Below are 19,109 nucleotides of genomic sequence, written 5' to 3'. Positions count from 1 at the left end.
CTGATTATCTGAGATGAGGAGTAGAGGATCGACTTGTATAATTTCCCCCCACGAATGCAAACATGCTTTACCGAGAGAGAACGTTAACCATGAACTGGGACGATGCCCGCGTGTTTCTGGCAGTTCATCGCGCCGGGACGCTGCGCGAGGCCGCTGTCGTGCTCGATGTCGATCAGGCCACTGTGGGGCGACGCCTGACGGCGCTGGAGAAAGCGCTGGGCGCGAAGCTGTTTCTCAAGACGTCGTCCGGCTATGTCGTGACGCCGATCGGCGAGCATTCGCTGCAGGCCGCGGAAGCGATGGAGCAAGCGGCAAGTGACTTCGAGCGGCGCGTCCACGGCTCGGACGACCGGCTCGAAGGCGAGGTTCGGGTGACGACGACCGATTCCCTGGCGATGGATTTCGTCATTCCCGCGATACGGGTGTTGCGGCGGACATGCCCCGCGATACATGTGATCCTGACGACGTCCGTGCAGGTACTGAACCTGACCCGGCGCGATGCGGATCTCGCGATCCGAACCGTGATGCCGGAAAACCCCGATCTCGTCCGCCGGAAGCTGGCCGAGTGGGAGGTCGGGCTGTTTGCGAGCCGCGAGTATCTGGATGCACATGGCGCGCCCGCGATCGGATCGGCTTTCGACGGGCATGACCTGGTCGTCTACCAGCCTTCCATCACGTCCAATCAGGCGCACACGCTGTGCGGCGAACCGATGGAACGCGGGCGCATCGCTGCGCAAGTGAGTTCGAGCCTGATGCTGGCGACCTCGATCCGGTCGGGCATCGGCATCGGCGAACTCCCCGTGTATATGGCGCAAGAAGACGATTCGCTCGTGCGAATCTGGCCCGACAGGACGCGCGCCGCGCCGTATCAGGTCTGGCTCGTGTCGCATACGGACCTGAACCGGACGGCGCGCGTTCGGGCGGTCACCGCCGAGATCGCTGCTTCGTTCGATCGCTATCGATAGCGGCCGGGAGCTCGCCGGTACGGGGCATCTTGCTCAACGGGGCTGGGTTTTACGCATCGTGAGTATGCGTCGCGCGGCATACCAGCGCGGCACGATCGCGACTGCCGCGACGATCGCGAAGAAAGGAATGGCCGTCGCCAGCACGTGGCTGCCGGTACCGAGCAGGCCGCTGGACACGGTGGCCGCGAGCGACGCACTGCCGATCTGGAAGAAGCCGACGAGCCCGGACGCGGTGGCCGCGCGCCCATGTTCGCTCGCGATGGCGCCCGACACGGCGAGCGACAGCGACGATCCGTTCGACAGGCTGACGAGGAACATCGGCAAGACGATCGCGATGATGCCTTTGACGTGCGACGACTCGCACAGGGCGAACGCGATGCCGCCGGCCACGAAGCAGCCGACGCCGGCCACGACGATCGCGTCGTAGGACATCCGGTCGAGCATGCGGCGCGAGAGCATGTTGGCGGAAATGATGCCCGCGGTCAGCGGCAGATAGAGCCAGCCGCTTTGCTGTTCCGACAGGCCAATGCCGGAGAAGATGAACGGCGACTGCGTCAGGTAGACGAACCACGCGCAATAGATCGCGCAGACGACGAGCGTGTACCGGATGAATGCCCGATCCCCGAGCACGTCGGCGAAGCCGGCCAGCGGCACGGCACGATGTTGCCCCGGCGTGACGGCAGGCCGCGTTTCCTTCAGGAGAAGCTGGACGAGCACGAGCGCGACGACGCCAAACGCCGCGACGAAGATGAAATCGCTCCGCCACCCGAACCACGCCGCCAGATATCCGCCGATTGCGGGGGCGATCGCCGGAGACAGCGACACGAGCGGATACACGATGCTGTAGACCTTCGCGGATGCCTTCTTGTCGCAGGTGTCGGCGATGATCGCGCGACCGATGACGAGGCCGGACGCCGCGCCGAGGGCTTCGAGGACGCGCCAGCCGAGAAAGCTCGCGAAGCCGCCGGCGTTTGCGCAGCCGATCGAGCCGAGGATGTACACGAGGATGCCGGCCGTCAGCACGGGTTTGCGTCCCCATCGATCGGAGAGGGGGCCGTAGAACAGTTGCGCACAGGCGAGCGCGATCAGGTAAGCCGATACCGTCTGCGGCATCTGCCATGCGCCGATCGAAAACTCATGAGCCATCGACGGCATCGCGGGCAGGTAGACGTCGGACGCGATCAGGCCAAAGGCGCTCAGCATGGAGACGACGAGGATGAGTGAGAAGTTGGACATGTTCGCTGGATGGTGGTGGCGGAGCGCGTGAACGGATGGAGATGACGACGCGCATCGAGCGGCCCTGGGAAAAGGCCGGAGGCGATCTTACGGCGTGCGATGCGGTTCGGGAGCGGGCGGAATTGCATCGCTTGGATGCATTTTTGCGGGCGTCGAAGCGCGGGGGCGGGAGGCTTGTGCGGGGCGGCGCCGGGTGTCGCGCGGAACGCGGGTCAAGAGGAATCCGGCGCGGGTGTTGGCGGCGAGCAACGAGGTGCTTCGCGGTCGTGCTTGATTCGCCGGATGATCGCGCGATGTTCCGGCGCCGCGTTGTTGTCCGGCACAACGCGCGCGGGTTTGCCGTCATCGATCGAGTGTGAAGCGGCCGGGATGGTGCGCCGAGGAGAGGCGCGGCGAGCGGCTGCGCGTCGAGCGCGGCCGCTGACGCGGGTTTGCGCGCGGGCCGCCACTTGCCGGCCCACCCACGCGCGCGTCAGGAGATCAGAACCTCAGAACGACACCGTCGTCGTCAGCGTGACGAGCCGCGGCTCGCCGACCGCGACGATCAGGTTGTTGTTGCTCGACGGGTAGTAGGTCTTGTCGAGCAGGTTCTTCACGTTGAGCTGCAAGCGCGTCGGGAACTTGCCGATCGTCGTTTCGTAGGCCGCGAACGCGTCGACGGTCACGTAGCCGGGCAGCGTGAAGCTGTTCGCGGTGTCGCCGGAGCGTGCGCCGACGAGACGTGCGCCGCCGCCGAAGCGCCAGCGGCCGGGCAGGTTCGCGATCGCCGTGTCGTACACCGCGAACAGGCTGCCCGTGTGGCGCGCGACGTTGACGAGCGGCGTGTTGCTGTCGCGATCGGTCGCGTTCGTATACGCATAGCTGCCGATCACGCTCAGATGCCGCGTGATTTGCCCCGCGACGTCGAGTTCGATCCCGCGCGAGCGCGCGGTGCCGATCGTCGACGTCAGATCGCCGACCGTGACCGCCACGTTGCGCTTGTCGATCTGGTAGACCGCGAGCGTGCCGGTGATCGCCGGCTTCAGGCTGAATTTCAGCCCGGCCTCGAGCACGCGGCCGTATTCCGGCGCGAGCGGCGCGGCGACGTTCGTGGCGACGTTCGGCTTGAACGAGCGGCTCACGTTCGCGTAGGCGGTCAGCGCGGGCGTGAGCGCATACGCGAGCCCGAACTGCGGCAGCCACACGTTGCCGCGCGAGCGATCGGCGAACGCAAACGGCCGGCCCATCCCCGATTCCTGCTGCCAGTTTTCCCAGCGCAGCCCGCCCACCGCGGTGAGCCGGTCGGTGAGCTTCACCGAGTCCTGCACGATCGTCGAATACGCATGCACGACCGAGCGCGAGTCGCTCTGCTTCGGGTTGGGCGTGCCGCCCGGCGCGAGCAGGTCGTACACGGGATCGTAAAGATTGAAGCCCTTGGTTGCCTTGCCGCGGATTGTGTCGCCGCGGAAGCTGCGCTGCCGCTCGTATTCGCCACCGATGTAGATCGCGTGGTTCATCCCGGCGAGCGTGACGTTGCCGAGCAGGCCGAGCGTCGCGATCTGGTCGGAATCGTTGCGCCCGAGGTTCGCGTCGGACGAGCGCGTCAGTGCGCCGGTCGTGCTGTTGAACGCGGTGGCGCGCGTGATGTATTGATCGTAGCGATCGCGGCCCCAGCCGTAGGTCGCGCGCACGCGCCACGCATCGGAGAAGCGGTGCTCGATGCGCGCGCGCAGCGTTTCCTGGATGCCGGTGCTCTGCGACCACGCTTCTTCGTAGCGGCGATAGCGCAGCGCATCGTCGAGCTGGCCGTTCACGAGCACGGTGCCGCGATCGAATGGCGTCGTGTAGTCGACGTACTGGTAGCTGACGTCGATCGACGTGTTCGCGTCGTGCCACGACAGCGCGGGTGCGATCAAGGCATCGCGCTGGCGGCCGAAGCTGCGCCAGTATCGGCTCGTGTCGTATTGCCCGGTCAGCCGGAACGCGAGCGTGCCGCCCGCGACCTGGCCCGGCTTGCCGAGCGGACCCGTCAGATCGAATGTCGCGCTGCTGCCGCCGTGGCTCGTGCGCGAGGCCGAGATCGAACCGCTGAACGTGTCTTCCGGCTTGCGTGTGACGAGGTTGATCACGCCGCCCGGATCCTGCATCCCGTAGAGCAGCGACGCCGGGCCCTTCAGCACTTCGACGCGGTCGATCGTCGCGAGATAGCTGTGCAGCACCGGCGTGCGCACGCCGTCGACGAGCACGGAGCCGTCGTTGTTCGACCCGAAGCCGCGCTTGATGAACGCGTCGCGCGTGCCGCCGAGCGTGTTGGTCTGCGTGACGCCGCTGATGTTGCCGAGCACGTCGTCGAGCGAGCGCGCCTGCTGGTCCTGCATCACGCTGCTGCTGACCACCGCGACCGATTGCGGAATCTCCTTGATCGAACGGTTGTCGCCGCCGGCGATGCTCGTGGTGCGCGGCTGGTAGCCGATCGTCGGATCGGCGGTTGCCGATGCGCTGACGCTGATGGCCGGGAGTTCGCGCGCGGCCGGCGGCGCGGGCGTGGAAGCAGAGGCGGCGGGTTCGGCGTCGGCGCGTTCGGCGGCGGACGCATGCGTGCCGCTCGCGACGCACAGGGTGATCAGGGCAGGCAGGCTCGTGCGCCACGGACGCAAGGTCCGGGCGCGGTGGGGCGTTCGACGGGATGGCATGAATCGATGCAGGACGGAGTACTAAGGATCGTGTCGCGGGCCGCGGCGTTCCACCGCGACCAGGGGGTGAATAATATATGTAATGAGAATCATTTGCAATTGTAATGAGGTGATCGGCGGCATGCGGGCGTTGGTTGCCGGGCCGTCGGCCGTCTGCTACCTTAGCGACCAAAATCAGACGCAGTGAAATTCAATGAGAGAGCCGGGGGCCGCACCATGTCATCTTCCTGTCACGTCGCGTTCAGCGCGACGCTGCGCACCGCACACGACCATGCGGGTGGAGAAGTGATCGCAGCCGTGTTCCGCCATTCGAACGACTAAAGCAACGGAAGCGAATTCATCGGGCGTTGCGCCGGGCAGCCGGCGAAGCGCCGTATTCAATCACTTCAACCACCACGCTAGACGGGAGACCACCCATGAAAAAGATTTCCGCGCCGTTCGCGGCGGCCGCGCTTGCGGCATGCACGATGCTGGCGGGCGTTTACCAGACCGCCTGCGCCGCGTCGGACACCGAGCCCGCGATCGATGCGCATTACGGCGCCGTGATCGAGGCCTATACGCAGGACATGGCCGCCGCGAAGACGAAGTACGACGGCAAGCGCCTCGTGTTCGTCGGCGCCGTGATCCGGATGGGCAGCGATCCGGGCGGCACCTATTTCGGCGCGCTGACGAGGGACGGCGAGCAGTTCGACACGCATTTCGACGTGGCCGACCAGGATGCACTGAAGCCGAAATTCCCCGGCGGCGAAATCAAGCCGTTCGTCACGTCGGCGGGGTTCCGCTTCAGTTGCGTGAACGAAGGCTATATCGATGCGCCCGTGCTGCCGGGGTTGAAGCTCACGCACTGCCGGCTTGCCAACTGACCTGCGCTGGTGCGGTGTCCGGCGTTCAGAACTTCTGCTGGATGCCGGCCATCACGCCGAGCTGGTTCATCCCGGTCCCGACCGTCCCGCCGGCAGCGACCGCGTTCGCAGCCAGCGTGCTGTTGAACATGTAACCCACCGACGTATAGACGGTCGTCCGCTTCGACAGGAAATAGTTCGCGCGGCCGACGAGCAGCGTGGCATTCGTGCCGCCTTCACTGTTTTCGCGGCGCTGCAGGTAGCGGACGCCCTGAAGGTCGAGCGCGAGGTAGGGCGTCGCGTAGTACGTGCCGCCGGCGAACACGACATCGGCCTGCAGGTGTTCGGCCGCCGCGAGGTTGCGGCGGATCCACCCGGCACCCAGTTTCGCGGGGCCGATCTTCACGTAGCCGGCGACGATGTCGCGCGTGTCGGTGTACGCCGGATTGTTCAGCGGGGCCAGCGCGCCGCCGCCGCCGCGCATCACGTCGTGCGACGCGGCGAGCCCGAAGTTGCTCGCGTCATACGCGAGCATCGCCGTGTACTGGCGGCAGGCGACGATGTCACCGGGCACCTGTCCGGCGCAGCCCGTCGCCGACGGCCCTGCCGGCCCGGCCGCGTCGCGGCCGAAGCTGTAAGTGGCGCCGAGCGTCACGCCGTGGAACGTGCCCTTGTAGCCGATCGCATTGTCGCTGCGCGCGTTCGGCAGATAGGAATCGAAATCCGCCATGGAGTGAATCGACGGGCCGATCACGTCGGCATTGGTCAGCACGATCATCGACATGTTCATCTGGCGGCCGAGGGTCAGCGTGCCGAACGGACTGTTCACGCCGATGTTCGCTTGTCGCCCGAACAGGCGCCCGCCGTAGTTCAGTGCACCGGTGCCGGGCTGGAAACCGTTTTCGAGCACGAAGAAGGCCTGGTAGCCGCCGCCGAGATCCTCCGTGCCTCGCAGCCCCCACCGTGACGGCACTTCGCCGGTCAGCGTCGGCATGCCCGTGAACGATCCGCCGTGCGCGGCGTTGTTGTAGTAGGACACGCCGGTATCGATGATCCCGTACAGCGTGACGCTGCTTTGCGCGCAGGCCGGTCCGGCCAGCGCCATTGCCGTCGCGAGTGCGACGCCCAGTTTCGTTTTCATGGCTGTCTCCAAACAGTATGTAGATATGCTTATCGATTTTTTTATTGAACCGGGCGGATCCGGAATGCCGACGCGTATCGGCAGGACTGCAGGCGTCGCGTGTTACGAGATCGCCGGATCGTGTTGCCGGCGCGGCGCCGCCGCACGCGAGCCCGCCATGACGACGGCGATTGCCGCGCCGGCCATCGGCACGAGGAACGCGAGATAGAGATGGGATACGGACCAGCCGTCGTCCAGCAGCGCACCGACCGTCATCGGCGACAGGATCGCGCCGAGGCGGCCGATGCCGACCGCGAGGCCGATGCCGGTCGTGCGGATTTCGGCGGGGTACGGCGTCGGCGACAGCGCATACATGCCGGCCACGCACGCATTGATCACCGCGCCGAGGAATACCGCGACGGTCATCCCGATGCCGAGCGAGCCCGTGTTCGCGCCGAACACGACCATCAGCGCGCCGCCGAGCAGCAGGGTCGCGCCCAACAGGTTGCGCAGGCCGAAGCGCGTCGACAGCAGGCTGAAGAGTGACGCGCCGGCAATACCGCCGAGGTTGAGCAGTACCCCGCCGGTGACGCCCTGCGATGCCGACAGCCCGGCCTGGACCAGCAGCTTCGGCGTCCAGCTCACGACGAAGTAGAAGCTGCCCATCACGAGGAAGAACGCGATCCACAGCGCGATCGTGCGGCGCGCGAGCGGTGCGCGCAGCACGGCCGTCCAGCTCGATGCTGGGCTCGCCGCGCCGGTGGACGAGGCCGCGATCGGCAGCGAGTCGATCGGTGCGCGCTTCATTCTCGCGAGGATGCGGTTGATTTTCTGCAGCGCGTTGTCCGGACGCCTCGCCAGCAGGAAATCGAGCGATTCCGGCAGCAGCGCGAGTACCATCGGGATCGCCAGCAAGGTCAGGATGCCGCCGAACGCGAACACGCTGCGCCATCCCCACGTCGACAGCAGGTAGCCGGCGATGACGCCGCCGGCGGTGGCGCCGATCGCGTAGCCGGTCGACTGCATGCCGATCGCGGCGCTGCGCCATTTGTTCGATGCGTACTCGCCGCTGATCACGGTCAGGCTCGCCAGCATGCCGCCGATGCCGAGCCCCGTGTACGCACGCGCGATGGCGAGTTGCAGCGTGCTGTGCGTGGCCGCGCAGGCGAGCATCCCGGTCGAGATCACGGCGAGGCAGAGCAGGATGATGCGGCGGCGGCCGACGCGGTCGGCCAGCGGCGCGATCAGCACCGAGCCGATGCCCATGCCGGCCAGCCCGGCACTCAACAGCAGGCCGATTTCCTTGCCGCTCAGTTTCCATTCGGCCGCCAGGTGCGGCGCGGCAAACGCGACGGCCAGCACATCGAAGCCATCGAGCATGTTCAGCACGACGCAGGCCGTGACCGCCATCGTCTGGAACGCGCTCATCGGGGATGCATCGATCGTATTGCGGATATTTGCGCTCACGTCAAAGATCCTTCATAAAATAGTATGACTAATCAAATGGAATGGCATCGAAGCCGACGGTAGCGAATGGGACGAAAGCGAATGCGCGGGATGACGGGCATCCCCGGGGAACACCCGCCGCGGCCGGCAGGCGCCGCTGGTGCGCCGGCCCGATGCTTACGCGGGTTCGGGTTGCAGCAGCAGTCGTTCGATCACGCGCCGCGCGCGATTGGGGCCCGCGTCGACGTGAATGTCGAGCTGGCGACCGTCCGGAAAACGCAACTGATTCCGGTATTGCGCTTCGATCACGGTCTTGTCCTCGTCGAACGTCGCCGCGGATTGCTCGATGACCGTTTGCGCGACGCGCTCGACGTCGTGTTGCGGATTGGTCGCGACGGTCCAGAAGTAGTGCGTCGTGGTTTCCGTCTCGGGCGTGATGCCGTGGAAGCCGCGCATGTGAAAGCCGCCACGCGCCGGATCGTGCAGGTCGCCGGTGCCGGCGTCCATCGCGCCGGTCCAGATCCGGATGTGCGACACGTGGAACTCGATTTCCTGCCAGCGATCGACGCGGGCGTCGAACGGCCATGCGGCGGTGTAGGTCGGCGGCGGAACGGAATCCGGCATCCGGCGAACCAGTGTCACCGTGTCGCCGTCGCTGCTGACGCGGGTTTCCGCACCCATGTGCAGCGGCGCGTTGCCGCCGATCGTGTTCAGATGGACATAGCCGAGGTGGCTCAGGTCCATCAGGTTGTCGTGAATCAGTTGATACGGTGCGTCGTAGTGGTAGTTGCCGCCGCCGAACCGGTATTGCGGATCCCCGTGGAACGCGTAGCGCGGCGGCGCGCAGGTCGGTCGAGTGTGCGCGTCGGCGCCGATCCAGATCCACACGATCGCGTCCTGCTCCTGCACCGGGTACGACGACACGCACGCCTTGGCCGGAATCCGGTCCTGCCCAGGAATCTCCACGCATGCGCCGCCGCGGTCGAACAGCAGGCCGTGATAGCCGCAGCGCAGGCCGCGCGTTTCGAGCGAGCCGCACGACAGCGGCAGCGACTTGTGGCAGCAGCGATCCTCCAGCGCACCGACTTCCCCGGACGGCAACCGGAACAGGACGATCGGATGGCCGAGCAGCGTGCGGGCGACGGGTTTGTCCGTCAGTTCGGATGACAGCGCGGCGACCCACCATCGGTCGACCGGGAATTTAGCAGTATTGATTGATGGCCGGGCATGTTGCTCCATTGATCGTCTCCAGTATTGTGGTTGGCCGCCTCGAGTCGGGCGGTCCGTCTACAGATCGAGTACCAGCAGGTCGCTGCGCGACCGCGAACAGCACGGCATGAACTGGTCGCCGGCCGCCTGTTCCTGTTCGGTCAGATACGAATCGCGATGATCGGGCTCGCCTTGCAGCACGCGCGTCGCGCAGGTGCCGCACACGCCTTGCTCGCACGACGTCAGCACGTCGACGCCGTTCGCGGCCAGCGCCGCGATGACCGTGCATTCGGCCGGCACGTCGATCACCTTGCCGCTGCTCGCGATCCGGACCTGGAACGCGCGGTCCGAGCCGGACGACGCAATCGCACCGCCGAAGAACTCGTAGTGCAGTCGCGTTTCGGCCCAGCCGCGCTCGCGCGCGGCGTTCAGCACCGCATCCATGAAACCGCGCGGCCCGCATACGTACAGGTGCGTGCCGTCGGACGCCGCGGCGAGCACGGCGGCCAGGTCGAAGCGTTGCGCGGGGTCGCCGTCGTCGACGTGGAAGCGGGCGCGGTCATGGAACCCGGCTGCGTTGATCCGCTCGACGAACGCCATGCGGTCGGTCGAGCGCGCGCAGTAATGCAGGTCGAACGGCATGCCGGACGAGAACAGCCGTTCCGCCATGCTGAGGATCGGCGTGACGCCGATCCCGCCTGCGAGCAGCAGGTGGTGCGGCGCGTCGGTGGCGAGCGGAAACTGATTGCGCGGCACGCCGATCCGCACGGTATCGCCTTGCCGCACTTCGTCGTGAATGGCACGCGACCCGCCGCGACCGTCGGCATCGCGCAGCACCGCGATCTGATAGCGATCGCCGTGCTCCGGGTGGTTGCACAGCGAATACTGGCGCACGAGGCCGCCCGGCAGATGCACGTCGATATGGGCGCCGGCATCGAAGCGCGGCAGCGGCGAACCGTCATCGCTGACGAATTCGAAGCCGCAGATGTCGCGTGCTTCCTGCCACTTACGGGCTACCCGGACCGTCAGCGTCGCGGCGCTCATGACGCCTCCTTGATCTGCGCGACCGGAATCACGGGCCGCGACGGGCTCGACGCGTGCTCGTCGGCGAGCAGCCGCTCGATCACCTTGCGCGACAGCACGCCGCCGGCGTCGATGTTGAGCTTGAGCAGCTTGCGATCGGGCCACTTCTCCAGGTTGAGCTGCTGGCGCTCGAGCATCTCGAGATCCTCGGCGAAGATCTTGCCCTGGCCTTCGCGGATCTCGGCGGTCAGTGCGTGATCGTCGGGCCGGAAGTTGCGCGCCATCCCCCAGAAGTACCAGATCGAGGTATCTGTCTCGGGCGTGATGAAATCGACGACGATCGACGACGCCTTCAGTCCGGCCGGCGCGTCGTAGCCGCCGTGGCCCGCATGCGCGACACCGACTTCGATCATCACGTGGCTCGGCGGCGTGAAGCGGCAGATCTGCCAGCGATCGACTGGCACGTCGTCGGCCAGCCCGTTGCCGCGCAGCCCCATCTGCCAGAACGGCGGCGGCATCACGTTTTCCATGAAGCGGCTCGTGACGACTTCGTCGCCGTGGCTGGTGGTCTTCGGCGGTGCTTCGTCGATTTCCTTCTGGCCGATGCTCGTCGCATGGACATAGGTTTCGTGCGTGAGATCCATCAGGTTGTCGATCATCAGCCGGTAGTCGCAGCGGATGTGATACAGGCCGCCGCCGTGGGCCCAGGCCGGATCCTCGGCCCACGCCAGCGCGGGCAGTTTGGCGGGATCGGCTTCCGACGCATCGCCGGGCCAGACCCAGATGAATCCGTAGCGCTCGACCACCGGGAAGCTGCGAATCGGCGGGAAGCCGCCGACACGCTGGCCCGGCATGCCGGCCGCCTTGCCGTTGCAGCCCATTTCCAGCCCGTGATAGCCGCACACGAGTACGCCGTCGCGCACGAATCCCAGCGACAGCGGTGCACCGCGGTGCGGGCAGAAGTCCTCGAGCGCGGCGACCCGGCCATCCGCCGCGCGGTAAAACACCATCGACTCGTTGCAGATCTTGCGGCCCAGCGGCTTGCCGTCGATTTCATCCGGCGTGCACGCCACGTACCAAGCATTCTTGAGAAACACGTTCGTCGTCTCCGTCAGGTCAATGCCGCCGGTACGCGGCATCTCTTCATTCCGTGTACTGAATGAGATTCAGTGTACTCATTGAGATTGGCTGGAGCAAGGCGGGCGGTATACTGGTTTTCCCGGGAAATGGCGCGAGGCAGCGCCATGCCGTCGGCGCGCGCAACCGGCGCGCGCCGCTTATGTCATCGACTATTCATGGAAAAAACGAATCCCGCCGACCAGCCGGTTTTCCCGCTCGATCTGTACGACGAGCCCGGGCACCTGATCCGGCGCGCACACCAGATCGCGGTTGCGATGTTCTACGAGAAGCTGGGCCGGGACGTGACGCCGGTGCAGTACGCGGTCCTGCGGATGCTGTACGAGTGCCCGGGGCTCGATCAGGTGACGCTCGCGCAGCGGGTCGCGCTCGACACGTCGACGACCGCGGATCTCGCGGTGCGGCTCGAAGCGAAAGGATTGATCGTGCGCGAGGTGCTGCCGCGGCGCCAGCGCCGCTTGCTGCTGACGCCGGCGGGCGTCGAACTGCTCACGCATCTGATTCCGTCGGTGAAGGAGCTGCGTGCCGGCCTGTTCGACGGAATGGGAGAGGACGATTCGCAGGAACTGGTGCGCCTGTTGCGCAAGTTCGTCCATTTGAACAACGAGCAGAGCCGCGCGCCGCTGCGCGTCGGCGACGAGTCGTAGCGCCCCCGCCCCCGCGACGGTGACGAAGCGGCGATGAGGCGGCGGGCGCGCTGCCCGCCGCGCGTCACCCGCGCGTGCTGTCGCCTTCCAGCCGCCGCACGGCTTCCGCCACTTCGTTCCTGAAGCGCACGAGCGCCGCCTGTTCCGGCGCCGGCGGCTGCACGGCCGCCCACAGCATGTCGACGAGCTGGGTGGCCGTCGTTTCCGTATCGAGCTTGCGGTGCCCGAGGATCGCATCCCACAGCACGTGCTCGATCGGCCCGAACACCATCGAGCGCAGCAGGCTCAGCGGCAGGTCGGTGCGCACCTGCCCGGCCGCCTGGCCACGCGCGAGCACGTCCATCAGCGGCGCGGTGTAGCGGCGCTGCAGCGCGGTGAGCTCGTCGCTCAGCGCATGCTGCTTCGCGCGCCCTTCCGACAGCACCAGCGCGCACAGGCCCGTGCCGTTCACCAGCATCAGCCGCAGGTGGGTGCGCACGATGAACGCGAACTGCTGCTGGACCGACGCGTCCTGCGGCATCCCTTCCTCGAATGCGGCGATGTTTTCGTCGTACCAATCCGCGATGACGCGCGCGCACAGCTCGCGCTTGCCGCGGAAGTAGCTGAACACCGTCGCCTCCGAGACGCCCACGCGCTGCGCGATCTCGGCGGCCGTCGCATGCTCGTAACCTTTTTCGGCGAACACTTCCCGGCCGGCGCGCAGAATGTCCTGCACGCGTTGCTGGGATTTGCGCCCGGCGGGCGCGCGCGACGTGTCGGCGCGGTCGGCTTTGGCGGTGGCGGTCATGGTGTCGGCGGTAGCGGCTGTCATCTCGGCATGATATCTGAGTGGCACTCAAAAAACTATTGACGCCGAACCCGACGAGGCGCGAAACTGTGCAAAATTTACGCTGTATTGGTCAATGAATCGGTGCATTCATTCGATTTGAGCGAAACTCAGAAATCGGTGGGTGCCACACACTTTCTGGAGACGGAGGAGACATGATCAACCTGCCCGGTGTGCAATTCATGCTCGGTGAAGACATCGAGATGCTGCGCGACGCCGTCGCGACGTTCGCGGCGAAGGAAATCACGCCGCGCGCGGCTGAGGTCGACCGCACCGACCAGTTTCCGATGGATCTGTGGAAGAAGTTCGGCGATCTCGGCGTGCTCGGCATGACCGTGGCCGAGGAATACGGCGGCTCGAACATGGGCTACACCGCGCACATGGTCGCGATGGAGGAGATCTCGCGTGCATCGGCGTCGATCGGCCTGTCGTACGGCGCGCACTCGAACCTGTGCGTGAACCAGATCCACCGCAACGGCACCGAAGCACAGAAACAGAAATACCTGCCGAAGCTCGTGTCGGGCGAACACATCGGCGCGCTCGCGATGAGCGAGCCGAACGCCGGCTCCGACGTCGTCAGCATGAAGCTGCGCGCCGACAAGCGCGGCGATCGCTACGTGCTGAACGGCACGAAGATGTGGATCACCAACGGCCCCGACTGCGACACGCTCGTCGTCTACGCGAAGACGGACGTCGAAGCCAACTCGCGCGGCATCACCGCGTTCATCGTCGAGAAGGGGATGAAGGGCTTCTCGGTTGCGCAGAAGCTCGACAAGCTCGGCATGCGCGGCTCGCACACGGGCGAGCTGGTGTTCCAGGACGTCGAAGTGCCGGAAGAAAACATCCTCGGCCAGCTCAACGGCGGCGTGAAGGTGCTGATGAGCGGCCTCGACTACGAGCGCGCGGTGCTGTCGGGTGGCCCGACGGGCATCATGGCCGCGTGCCTCGATGCGGTGGTGCCGTATATCCACGACCGCAAGCAGTTCGGCCAGGCGATCGGCGAATTCCAGCTGATCCAGGGCAAGGTCGCCGACATGTACACCACGTTCCAGGCATGCCGCGCATACCTGTATGCGGTCGGCCGCCACCTCGATTCGGCCGGCAGCGACCACATCCGCCAGGTGCGCAAGGACTGCGCGGGCGTGATCCTCTACACGGCCGAGAAGGCGACGTGGATGGCCGGCGAGGCGATCCAGATCCTCGGCGGCAACGGCTACATCAACGAATACCCGGTCGGACGCCTGTGGCGCGATGCGAAGCTGTACGAAATCGGCGCCGGCACGAGCGAGATCCGCCGGATGCTGATCGGCCGCGAGCTGTTCGCGGAAACGATGTAACGCCCCACGTCACGCGAACGGAGCCCCGTCGATGCCGATCATCGAATCGAAACTGAACCCGCGCTCGGAAGATTTCCGAACGAATGCCGCCGCGCTCGAGGCGGTCGTCGCCGACCTGCGCGCGAAGATCGAACAGCTCGCGCAAGGCGGCGGCCAGGCCGCGCGCGACAAGCACCTGTCGCGCGGCAAGCTGCTGCCGCGCGACCGTATCGCGCAACTGCTCGATCCGGGCGCGCCGTTCCTCGAGTTCTCGCAGCTCGCGGCGAACGGCATGTACAACGACGACGCGCCGGGCGCGGGCGTCATCACCGGGATCGGCCGGATCGCCGGCCGCGAGTGCGTGATCGTGTGCAACGACGCGACGGTCAAGGGCGGCACCTACTACCCGGTCACCGTGAAGAAGCACGTGCGCGCGCAGGAGATCGCCGCGGAAAACCGGCTGCCGTGCGTGTACCTCGTCGATTCGGGCGGCGCGAACCTGCCGAACCAGGACGACGTGTTTCCCGATCGCGACCACTTCGGCCGCATCTTCTTCAACCAGGCGACGATGTCGGCCGCGGGGATCGCGCAGATCGCCGTCGTGATGGGCTCGTGCACGGCGGGCGGCGCGTACGTGCCGGCGATGAGCGACGAGTCGATCATCGTGAAGGAACAGGGCACGATTTTCCTGGGCGGGCCGCCGCTCGTGAAGGCCGCGACCGGCGAGGAAGTGAGCGCCGAGGATCTCGGCGGCGGCGACGTGCATACGCGCCTGTCGGGCGTGGCCGACCATCTCGCGCAGAACGATGCGCATGCGCTGTCGATCGCGCGCAACATCGTCGATCATCTCGCACCGAAGATCGCATCGCCGGTGGCGCTGCGCGAGCCGAAGCCGCCGCGCTACGACGCAAAGAGCCTGTACGGCGTGATTCCGGTCGATACGCGCAAGCCGTTCGACGTGCGCGAAGTGATTGCGCGCATCGTCGACGATTCCGAGTTCGACGAATTCAAGGCGCGCTACGGCACGACCCTCGTCACGGGCTTCGCACATATCTGGGGCCATCCGGTCGGGATCGTCGCGAACAACGGCATCCTGTTCTCCGAATCGGCCGTGAAGGGTGCGCATTTCATCGAGCTGTGCTGCCAGCGCAAGATTCCGCTGGTGTTCCTGCAGAACATCACGGGCTTCATGGTCGGCCGCAAGTACGAGAACGAAGGCATCGCGCGGCACGGCGCGAAGATGGTGACGGCCGTGTCGAATGCGAAGGTGCCGAAGTTCACGGTGATCATCGGCGGCTCGTTCGGCGCCGGCAACTACGGGATGTGCGGCCGCGCATTCGGCCCGCGCTTCCTGTGGATGTGGCCGAACGCACGCATTTCCGTGATGGGCGGCGAGCAGGCTGCGTCGGTGCTCGCGACGGTGCGTCGCGACGGCATCGAGGCGAAGGGTGGTTCGTGGTCCGCCGAGGAAGAGGATGCGTTCAAGCAGCCGATCCGCGACCAGTACGAGCGCCAGGGCCATCCGTATTACGCGAGCGCGCGGCTGTGGGACGACGGCGTGATCGACCCCGCGCAGACACGTGACGTGCTGGGTCTCGGCCTCGCCGCGTCGATGAACGCGCCGATCGAAGACACGCGCTTCGGCGTGTTCCGCATGTAACGGCCGGGAGGGCTGAACGATGCGATACGAAACGATCAAGGTAAGTGAAGCCGGCCGCGTGGCGACCGTCACGCTCGCGCGTCCCGACGTGCGCAATGCGTTCAACGAGACGACGATCGCCGAGCTGACCACGGCGTTCGAATGGCTCGACGCGCACGAAGGTGTGCGCGCGATCGTGCTCGCCGCGGAAGGCGCGGCGTTCTGCGCGGGCGCGGACCTGAACTGGATGAAGAAGATGGCCGGTTACTCGGACGACGAGAACCGTGCCGATGCGCGCAAGCTGGCGCGGATGCTCGAGGCGATCCATCGCTGCGGCAAGCCGGTAATCGCGCGCGTGCATGGCGACGCGTATGCGGGCGGCGTCGGCCTGGTAGCGGCGGCCGACATCGCGATCGCCGCCGACGGCGTGAAGTTCTGCCTGTCGGAAGCGCGGCTCGGGCTGATCCCGGCGACGATCGCGCCATACGTGGTGCGTGCGATGGGCGAGCGCGCGGCGCGGCGCTACTTCACGACGGCCGAGGTGTTCGACAGCGCGCGCGCGGCGTCGCTCGGTTTCGTTCACGACGCGGTGCCGGCCGACGCGCTCGACGAAACGGTCGCGAAGCTGGCCGCGACGCTCGTCGCGAACGGTCCCGACGCGGTGAAGGCGTGCAAGCGGCTCGTCGCCGATGTGGCCGGCCGGCCGCTCGACGCGACGCTGATCGAGCAGACCGCCGACTGGATCGCGCGAACCCGCGCCGGCGCGGAAGCGCGCGAAGGGATTGCGTCCTTCCTCGAAAAGCGCACGCCGTCGTGGCGTGAATGATCGCGCAGCGCGCGTGACCCCCTCTTTCCGGACGACACCGAAGCCATGTTCGACAAGATTCTGATCGCCAACCGAGGCGAAATCGCGTGCCGCGTTGCCGCGACGTGCAAACGTCTCGGGATTGCGAGCGTCGCCGTCTATTCCGACGCGGACGCGAACGCGAAACACGTGGCCGCGTGCGACGAGGCCGTGCACATCGGCGGCTCGGCCGCGGCCGACAGCTACCTGCGCATCGAGCGCATCATCGAAGCCGCGCGCGCCACCGGCGCGCAGGCGATCCACCCCGGCTACGGCTTTCTGTCGGAAAACGAAGATTTCGCGCATGCGTGCGAAGCGGCCGGCATCGTCTTCATCGGGCCGCCGGTCGACGCGATCGCGGCGATGGGTTCGAAGGCCGCCGCGAAGGCGCTGATGCATGCGGCCGCCGTGCCGCTCGTGCCCGGTTATCACGGCGACGACCAGGTCGCGGCCAACCTGCATCGCGAAGCCGACGGGATCGGCTATCCGGTGCTGCTGAAGGCCAGCGCGGGCGGCGGCGGCAAGGGGATGCGCGTGGTCGAGCGCTCCGACGATTTCCCGGCCGCGCTTGCATCGTGCCAGCGCGAAGCCGCCAGCAGCTTCGGCAACGATCGCGTGCTGATCGAGAAATACCTGACGCGCCCGCGCCACGTCGAGGTGCAGGTGTTCGGCGACACGCACGGCAATACCGTGTACCTGTTCGACCGCGACTGCTCGGTGCAGCGCCGTCACCAGAAGGTGCTGGAAGAAGCGCCGGCGCCGGGCCTGCCGGACGACGTGCGCCGCGCGATGGGCGAGGCGGCCGTCGCGGCCGCGCGTGCGGTCGGCTATGTCGGCGCGGGCACCGTCGAATTCATCATGACGGGCGACGCGTTCTACTTCATGGAAATGAACACGCGCCTGCAGGTCGAGCATCCGGTCACCGAGATGGTCACGGGGCTCGATCTCGTCGAATGGCAATTGCGCGTCGCATCCGGCGAGCCGCTGCCGCTGAAGCAGGACGAACTGCGCGTGCAGGGCCATGCACTCGAGGCGCGCCTGTATGCGGAGAACCCGGCGCGCGGCTTCCTGCCGTCGACGGGTACGCTGAAGCACCTGCGGCTGCCGGCAGGCGTCGAGTTCGCGATCGGGGCGTCGGTGCGCGTCGACAGCGGCGTGCGCGAAGGCGATTCGATCACGCCGTTCTACGATCCGATGATCGCGAAGCTGATCGTCCACGGTGCGGATCGTGCGGAAGCGCTGAGCCTGATGCTGCGCGCACTGCGTGCGTGCGAGGTGGTCGGCCTGCACACGAACGCCGCGTTCCTGCAGCGGATCGTTGCGTGCGCACCGTTCGCGACGGCCGATCTGGATACCGGCCTGATCGAGCGCAACCACGACGCGCTGTTCGCGCCGCAACAGCCGCCGCGCGCGATGCTGGCGCTTGCGTGCGCGGCGCTGCTCGCACGCGAACGCGGCGCGGCCGCGCAGGGGTCGTCGCCGTGGGGCGCGCTGCCGGACTGGCGACTGAACGGCGGCTATCGCCGCACGCTGGAATGGCATGCGGCCGAGCGCGAAGCGGACGTGACGGTCACGTACGAGGACGACGGCGCGGTTGCGCGCCTCGCGACCGGCGACGCCGCCGCGCAACCGTTCGCGTGGACGCGTGGCGCCACGCCGTTCGATTTCGACGTGACGCTCGGCGGTGTGCGCAGCAGCGGCCGCGTGTATGCGGACGGCGACAACTTCCACGTGTTCACGCAGGGCACGGCCGAGACGTTCGAATGGCGCAACGTGCTTGCGCATGCGGGTGATGCGGAGCAGGGCGGTGGCCGCCTGACTGCGCCGATGCCCGGCAAGGTGATCGCGGTGCTGGTCGAGCCTGGCCAGAAGGTCGAAGCAGGCACGCCGCTGATCGTGATGGAAGCGATGAAGATGGAGCACACGATCGGCGCACCGAGCGCGGGCGTCGTCGCGGAAGTGCTGTACGGCGTCGGCGACCAGGTGTCGGATGGCGCGCAGTTGCTGATGATGGCGGAAGGCTGAGCGTCGCCTGTTTCGCTGTGAGCGGGCCGGCTGCAGCGGCTGCCGGCCCGCTCAAACCGCCTCGCGATGCATCGCAGGCGCGCGGTTGCGACAGCGCCGCATCGCCCCCCACGACAAGCCGCAGCAGTGCGAAGCTTTCGATTGAATTACGCACGCGCTGGC

General features: G+C 66.9%; 15 protein-coding genes. 7 read left to right on the top strand and 8 right to left on the bottom strand.

Translation table 11 applies throughout. The features are described from left to right. Positions 1-89 precede the first annotated feature (89 nt). Positions 90-965 carry a LysR family transcriptional regulator gene (locus LGN19_RS30440; protein ID WP_226218954.1) on the top strand — a complete coding sequence of 292 codons (876 nt, stop codon included), beginning with the start codon at positions 90-92 and terminating at the stop codon, positions 963-965. A 33-nt stretch (positions 966-998) separates the two neighbouring features. On the opposite strand, the gene LGN19_RS30435 is transcribed toward LGN19_RS30440, so the two are convergent. Further along, complete coding sequence (locus tag LGN19_RS30435) at positions 999-2,201, bottom strand: multidrug effflux MFS transporter (protein ID WP_226218858.1); 1,203 nt, start codon at positions 2,199-2,201, stop codon at positions 999-1,001. A 488-nt stretch (positions 2,202-2,689) separates the two neighbouring features. Then, positions 2,690-4,873 carry a TonB-dependent siderophore receptor gene (locus LGN19_RS30430; protein WP_226218856.1) on the bottom strand — a complete coding sequence of 728 codons (2,184 nt, stop codon included), beginning with the start codon at positions 4,871-4,873 and terminating at the stop codon, positions 2,690-2,692. Positions 4,874-5,289: 416 nt separating this feature from the next. On the opposite strand from LGN19_RS30430, the gene LGN19_RS30425 reads away from it, so the two are divergent. After that, positions 5,290-5,736 (top strand): hypothetical protein, encoded by a 447-nt coding sequence (locus tag LGN19_RS30425; protein ID WP_226218855.1) that lies wholly within the window; start codon positions 5,290-5,292, stop codon positions 5,734-5,736. Between the two features lie 25 nt (positions 5,737-5,761). Here LGN19_RS30425 and LGN19_RS30420 read toward each other — a convergent pair whose 3' ends face one another. The 5 genes from LGN19_RS30420 to LGN19_RS30400 form a co-directional block, all read right to left on the bottom strand. Beyond that, positions 5,762-6,856, bottom strand: coding sequence for a porin (locus tag LGN19_RS30420; RefSeq protein WP_226218853.1), 1,095 nt, complete (start codon positions 6,854-6,856; stop codon positions 5,762-5,764). 102 nt (positions 6,857-6,958) lie between these two features. Beyond that, positions 6,959-8,302 (bottom strand): MFS transporter, encoded by a 1,344-nt coding sequence (locus LGN19_RS30415; RefSeq protein WP_226218851.1) that lies wholly within the window; start codon positions 8,300-8,302, stop codon positions 6,959-6,961. A gap of 156 nt (positions 8,303-8,458) precedes the next feature. After that, entirely contained in the window at positions 8,459-9,520 is a 1,062-nt protein-coding gene (locus LGN19_RS30410) for an aromatic ring-hydroxylating dioxygenase subunit alpha (RefSeq protein ID WP_226218849.1), read from the bottom strand. Positions 9,521-9,568: 48 nt separating this feature from the next. After that, a complete protein-coding gene (locus LGN19_RS30405; protein WP_226218847.1) occupies positions 9,569-10,534 on the bottom strand; it encodes a PDR/VanB family oxidoreductase in 966 nt (321 codons plus the stop codon). Further along, on the bottom strand, positions 10,531-11,610 hold the full coding sequence (locus tag LGN19_RS30400) for a Rieske 2Fe-2S domain-containing protein (RefSeq protein ID WP_226218952.1): 1,080 nt from the start codon (positions 11,608-11,610) through the stop codon (positions 10,531-10,533). The genes LGN19_RS30405 and LGN19_RS30400 overlap by 4 nt, the downstream gene beginning before the upstream one ends. Positions 11,611-11,808: 198 nt before the next feature. Between LGN19_RS30400 and LGN19_RS30395 the strand changes: the two genes are divergently transcribed. Then, a complete protein-coding gene (locus LGN19_RS30395; protein WP_122947986.1) occupies positions 11,809-12,297 on the top strand; it encodes a MarR family winged helix-turn-helix transcriptional regulator in 489 nt (162 codons plus the stop codon). A gap of 64 nt (positions 12,298-12,361) precedes the next feature. Here the strand turns inward: LGN19_RS30395 and LGN19_RS30390 are convergent, their stop codons facing one another. Further along, positions 12,362-13,108 carry a TetR/AcrR family transcriptional regulator gene (locus LGN19_RS30390; RefSeq protein WP_226218846.1) on the bottom strand — a complete coding sequence of 249 codons (747 nt, stop codon included), beginning with the start codon at positions 13,106-13,108 and terminating at the stop codon, positions 12,362-12,364. A gap of 170 nt (positions 13,109-13,278) precedes the next feature. Between LGN19_RS30390 and LGN19_RS30385 the strand changes: the two genes are divergently transcribed. The 4 genes from LGN19_RS30385 to LGN19_RS30370 are packed head-to-tail and all read left to right on the top strand — an operon-like array spanning position 13,279 to position 18,947. Continuing rightward, positions 13,279-14,460 carry an isovaleryl-CoA dehydrogenase gene (locus tag LGN19_RS30385; RefSeq protein WP_121860417.1) on the top strand — a complete coding sequence of 394 codons (1,182 nt, stop codon included), beginning with the start codon at positions 13,279-13,281 and terminating at the stop codon, positions 14,458-14,460. A gap of 31 nt (positions 14,461-14,491) precedes the next feature. After that, the gene (locus LGN19_RS30380) at positions 14,492-16,099 is read left to right on the top strand and encodes a carboxyl transferase domain-containing protein (protein WP_226218844.1); all 1,608 of its coding nucleotides are present in this window, start codon (positions 14,492-14,494) and stop codon (positions 16,097-16,099) included. A 19-nt stretch (positions 16,100-16,118) separates the two neighbouring features. Then, a complete protein-coding gene (locus LGN19_RS30375; RefSeq protein ID WP_226218843.1) occupies positions 16,119-16,904 on the top strand; it encodes an enoyl-CoA hydratase/isomerase family protein in 786 nt (261 codons plus the stop codon). 45 nt (positions 16,905-16,949) lie between these two features. Next, positions 16,950-18,947, top strand: coding sequence for an acetyl/propionyl/methylcrotonyl-CoA carboxylase subunit alpha (locus tag LGN19_RS30370; protein ID WP_226218841.1), 1,998 nt, complete (start codon positions 16,950-16,952; stop codon positions 18,945-18,947). The last annotated feature ends 162 nt before the right edge of the window (positions 18,948-19,109 follow it).

The organism is Burkholderia sp. AU30198 (genome assembly GCF_020419825.1).
GTDB lineage: Bacteria > Pseudomonadota > Gammaproteobacteria > Burkholderiales > Burkholderiaceae > Burkholderia.
The sequence above is the reverse complement of the archived record's forward strand: the minus strand, read 5'-3'. Positions and strand labels throughout refer to the sequence as shown.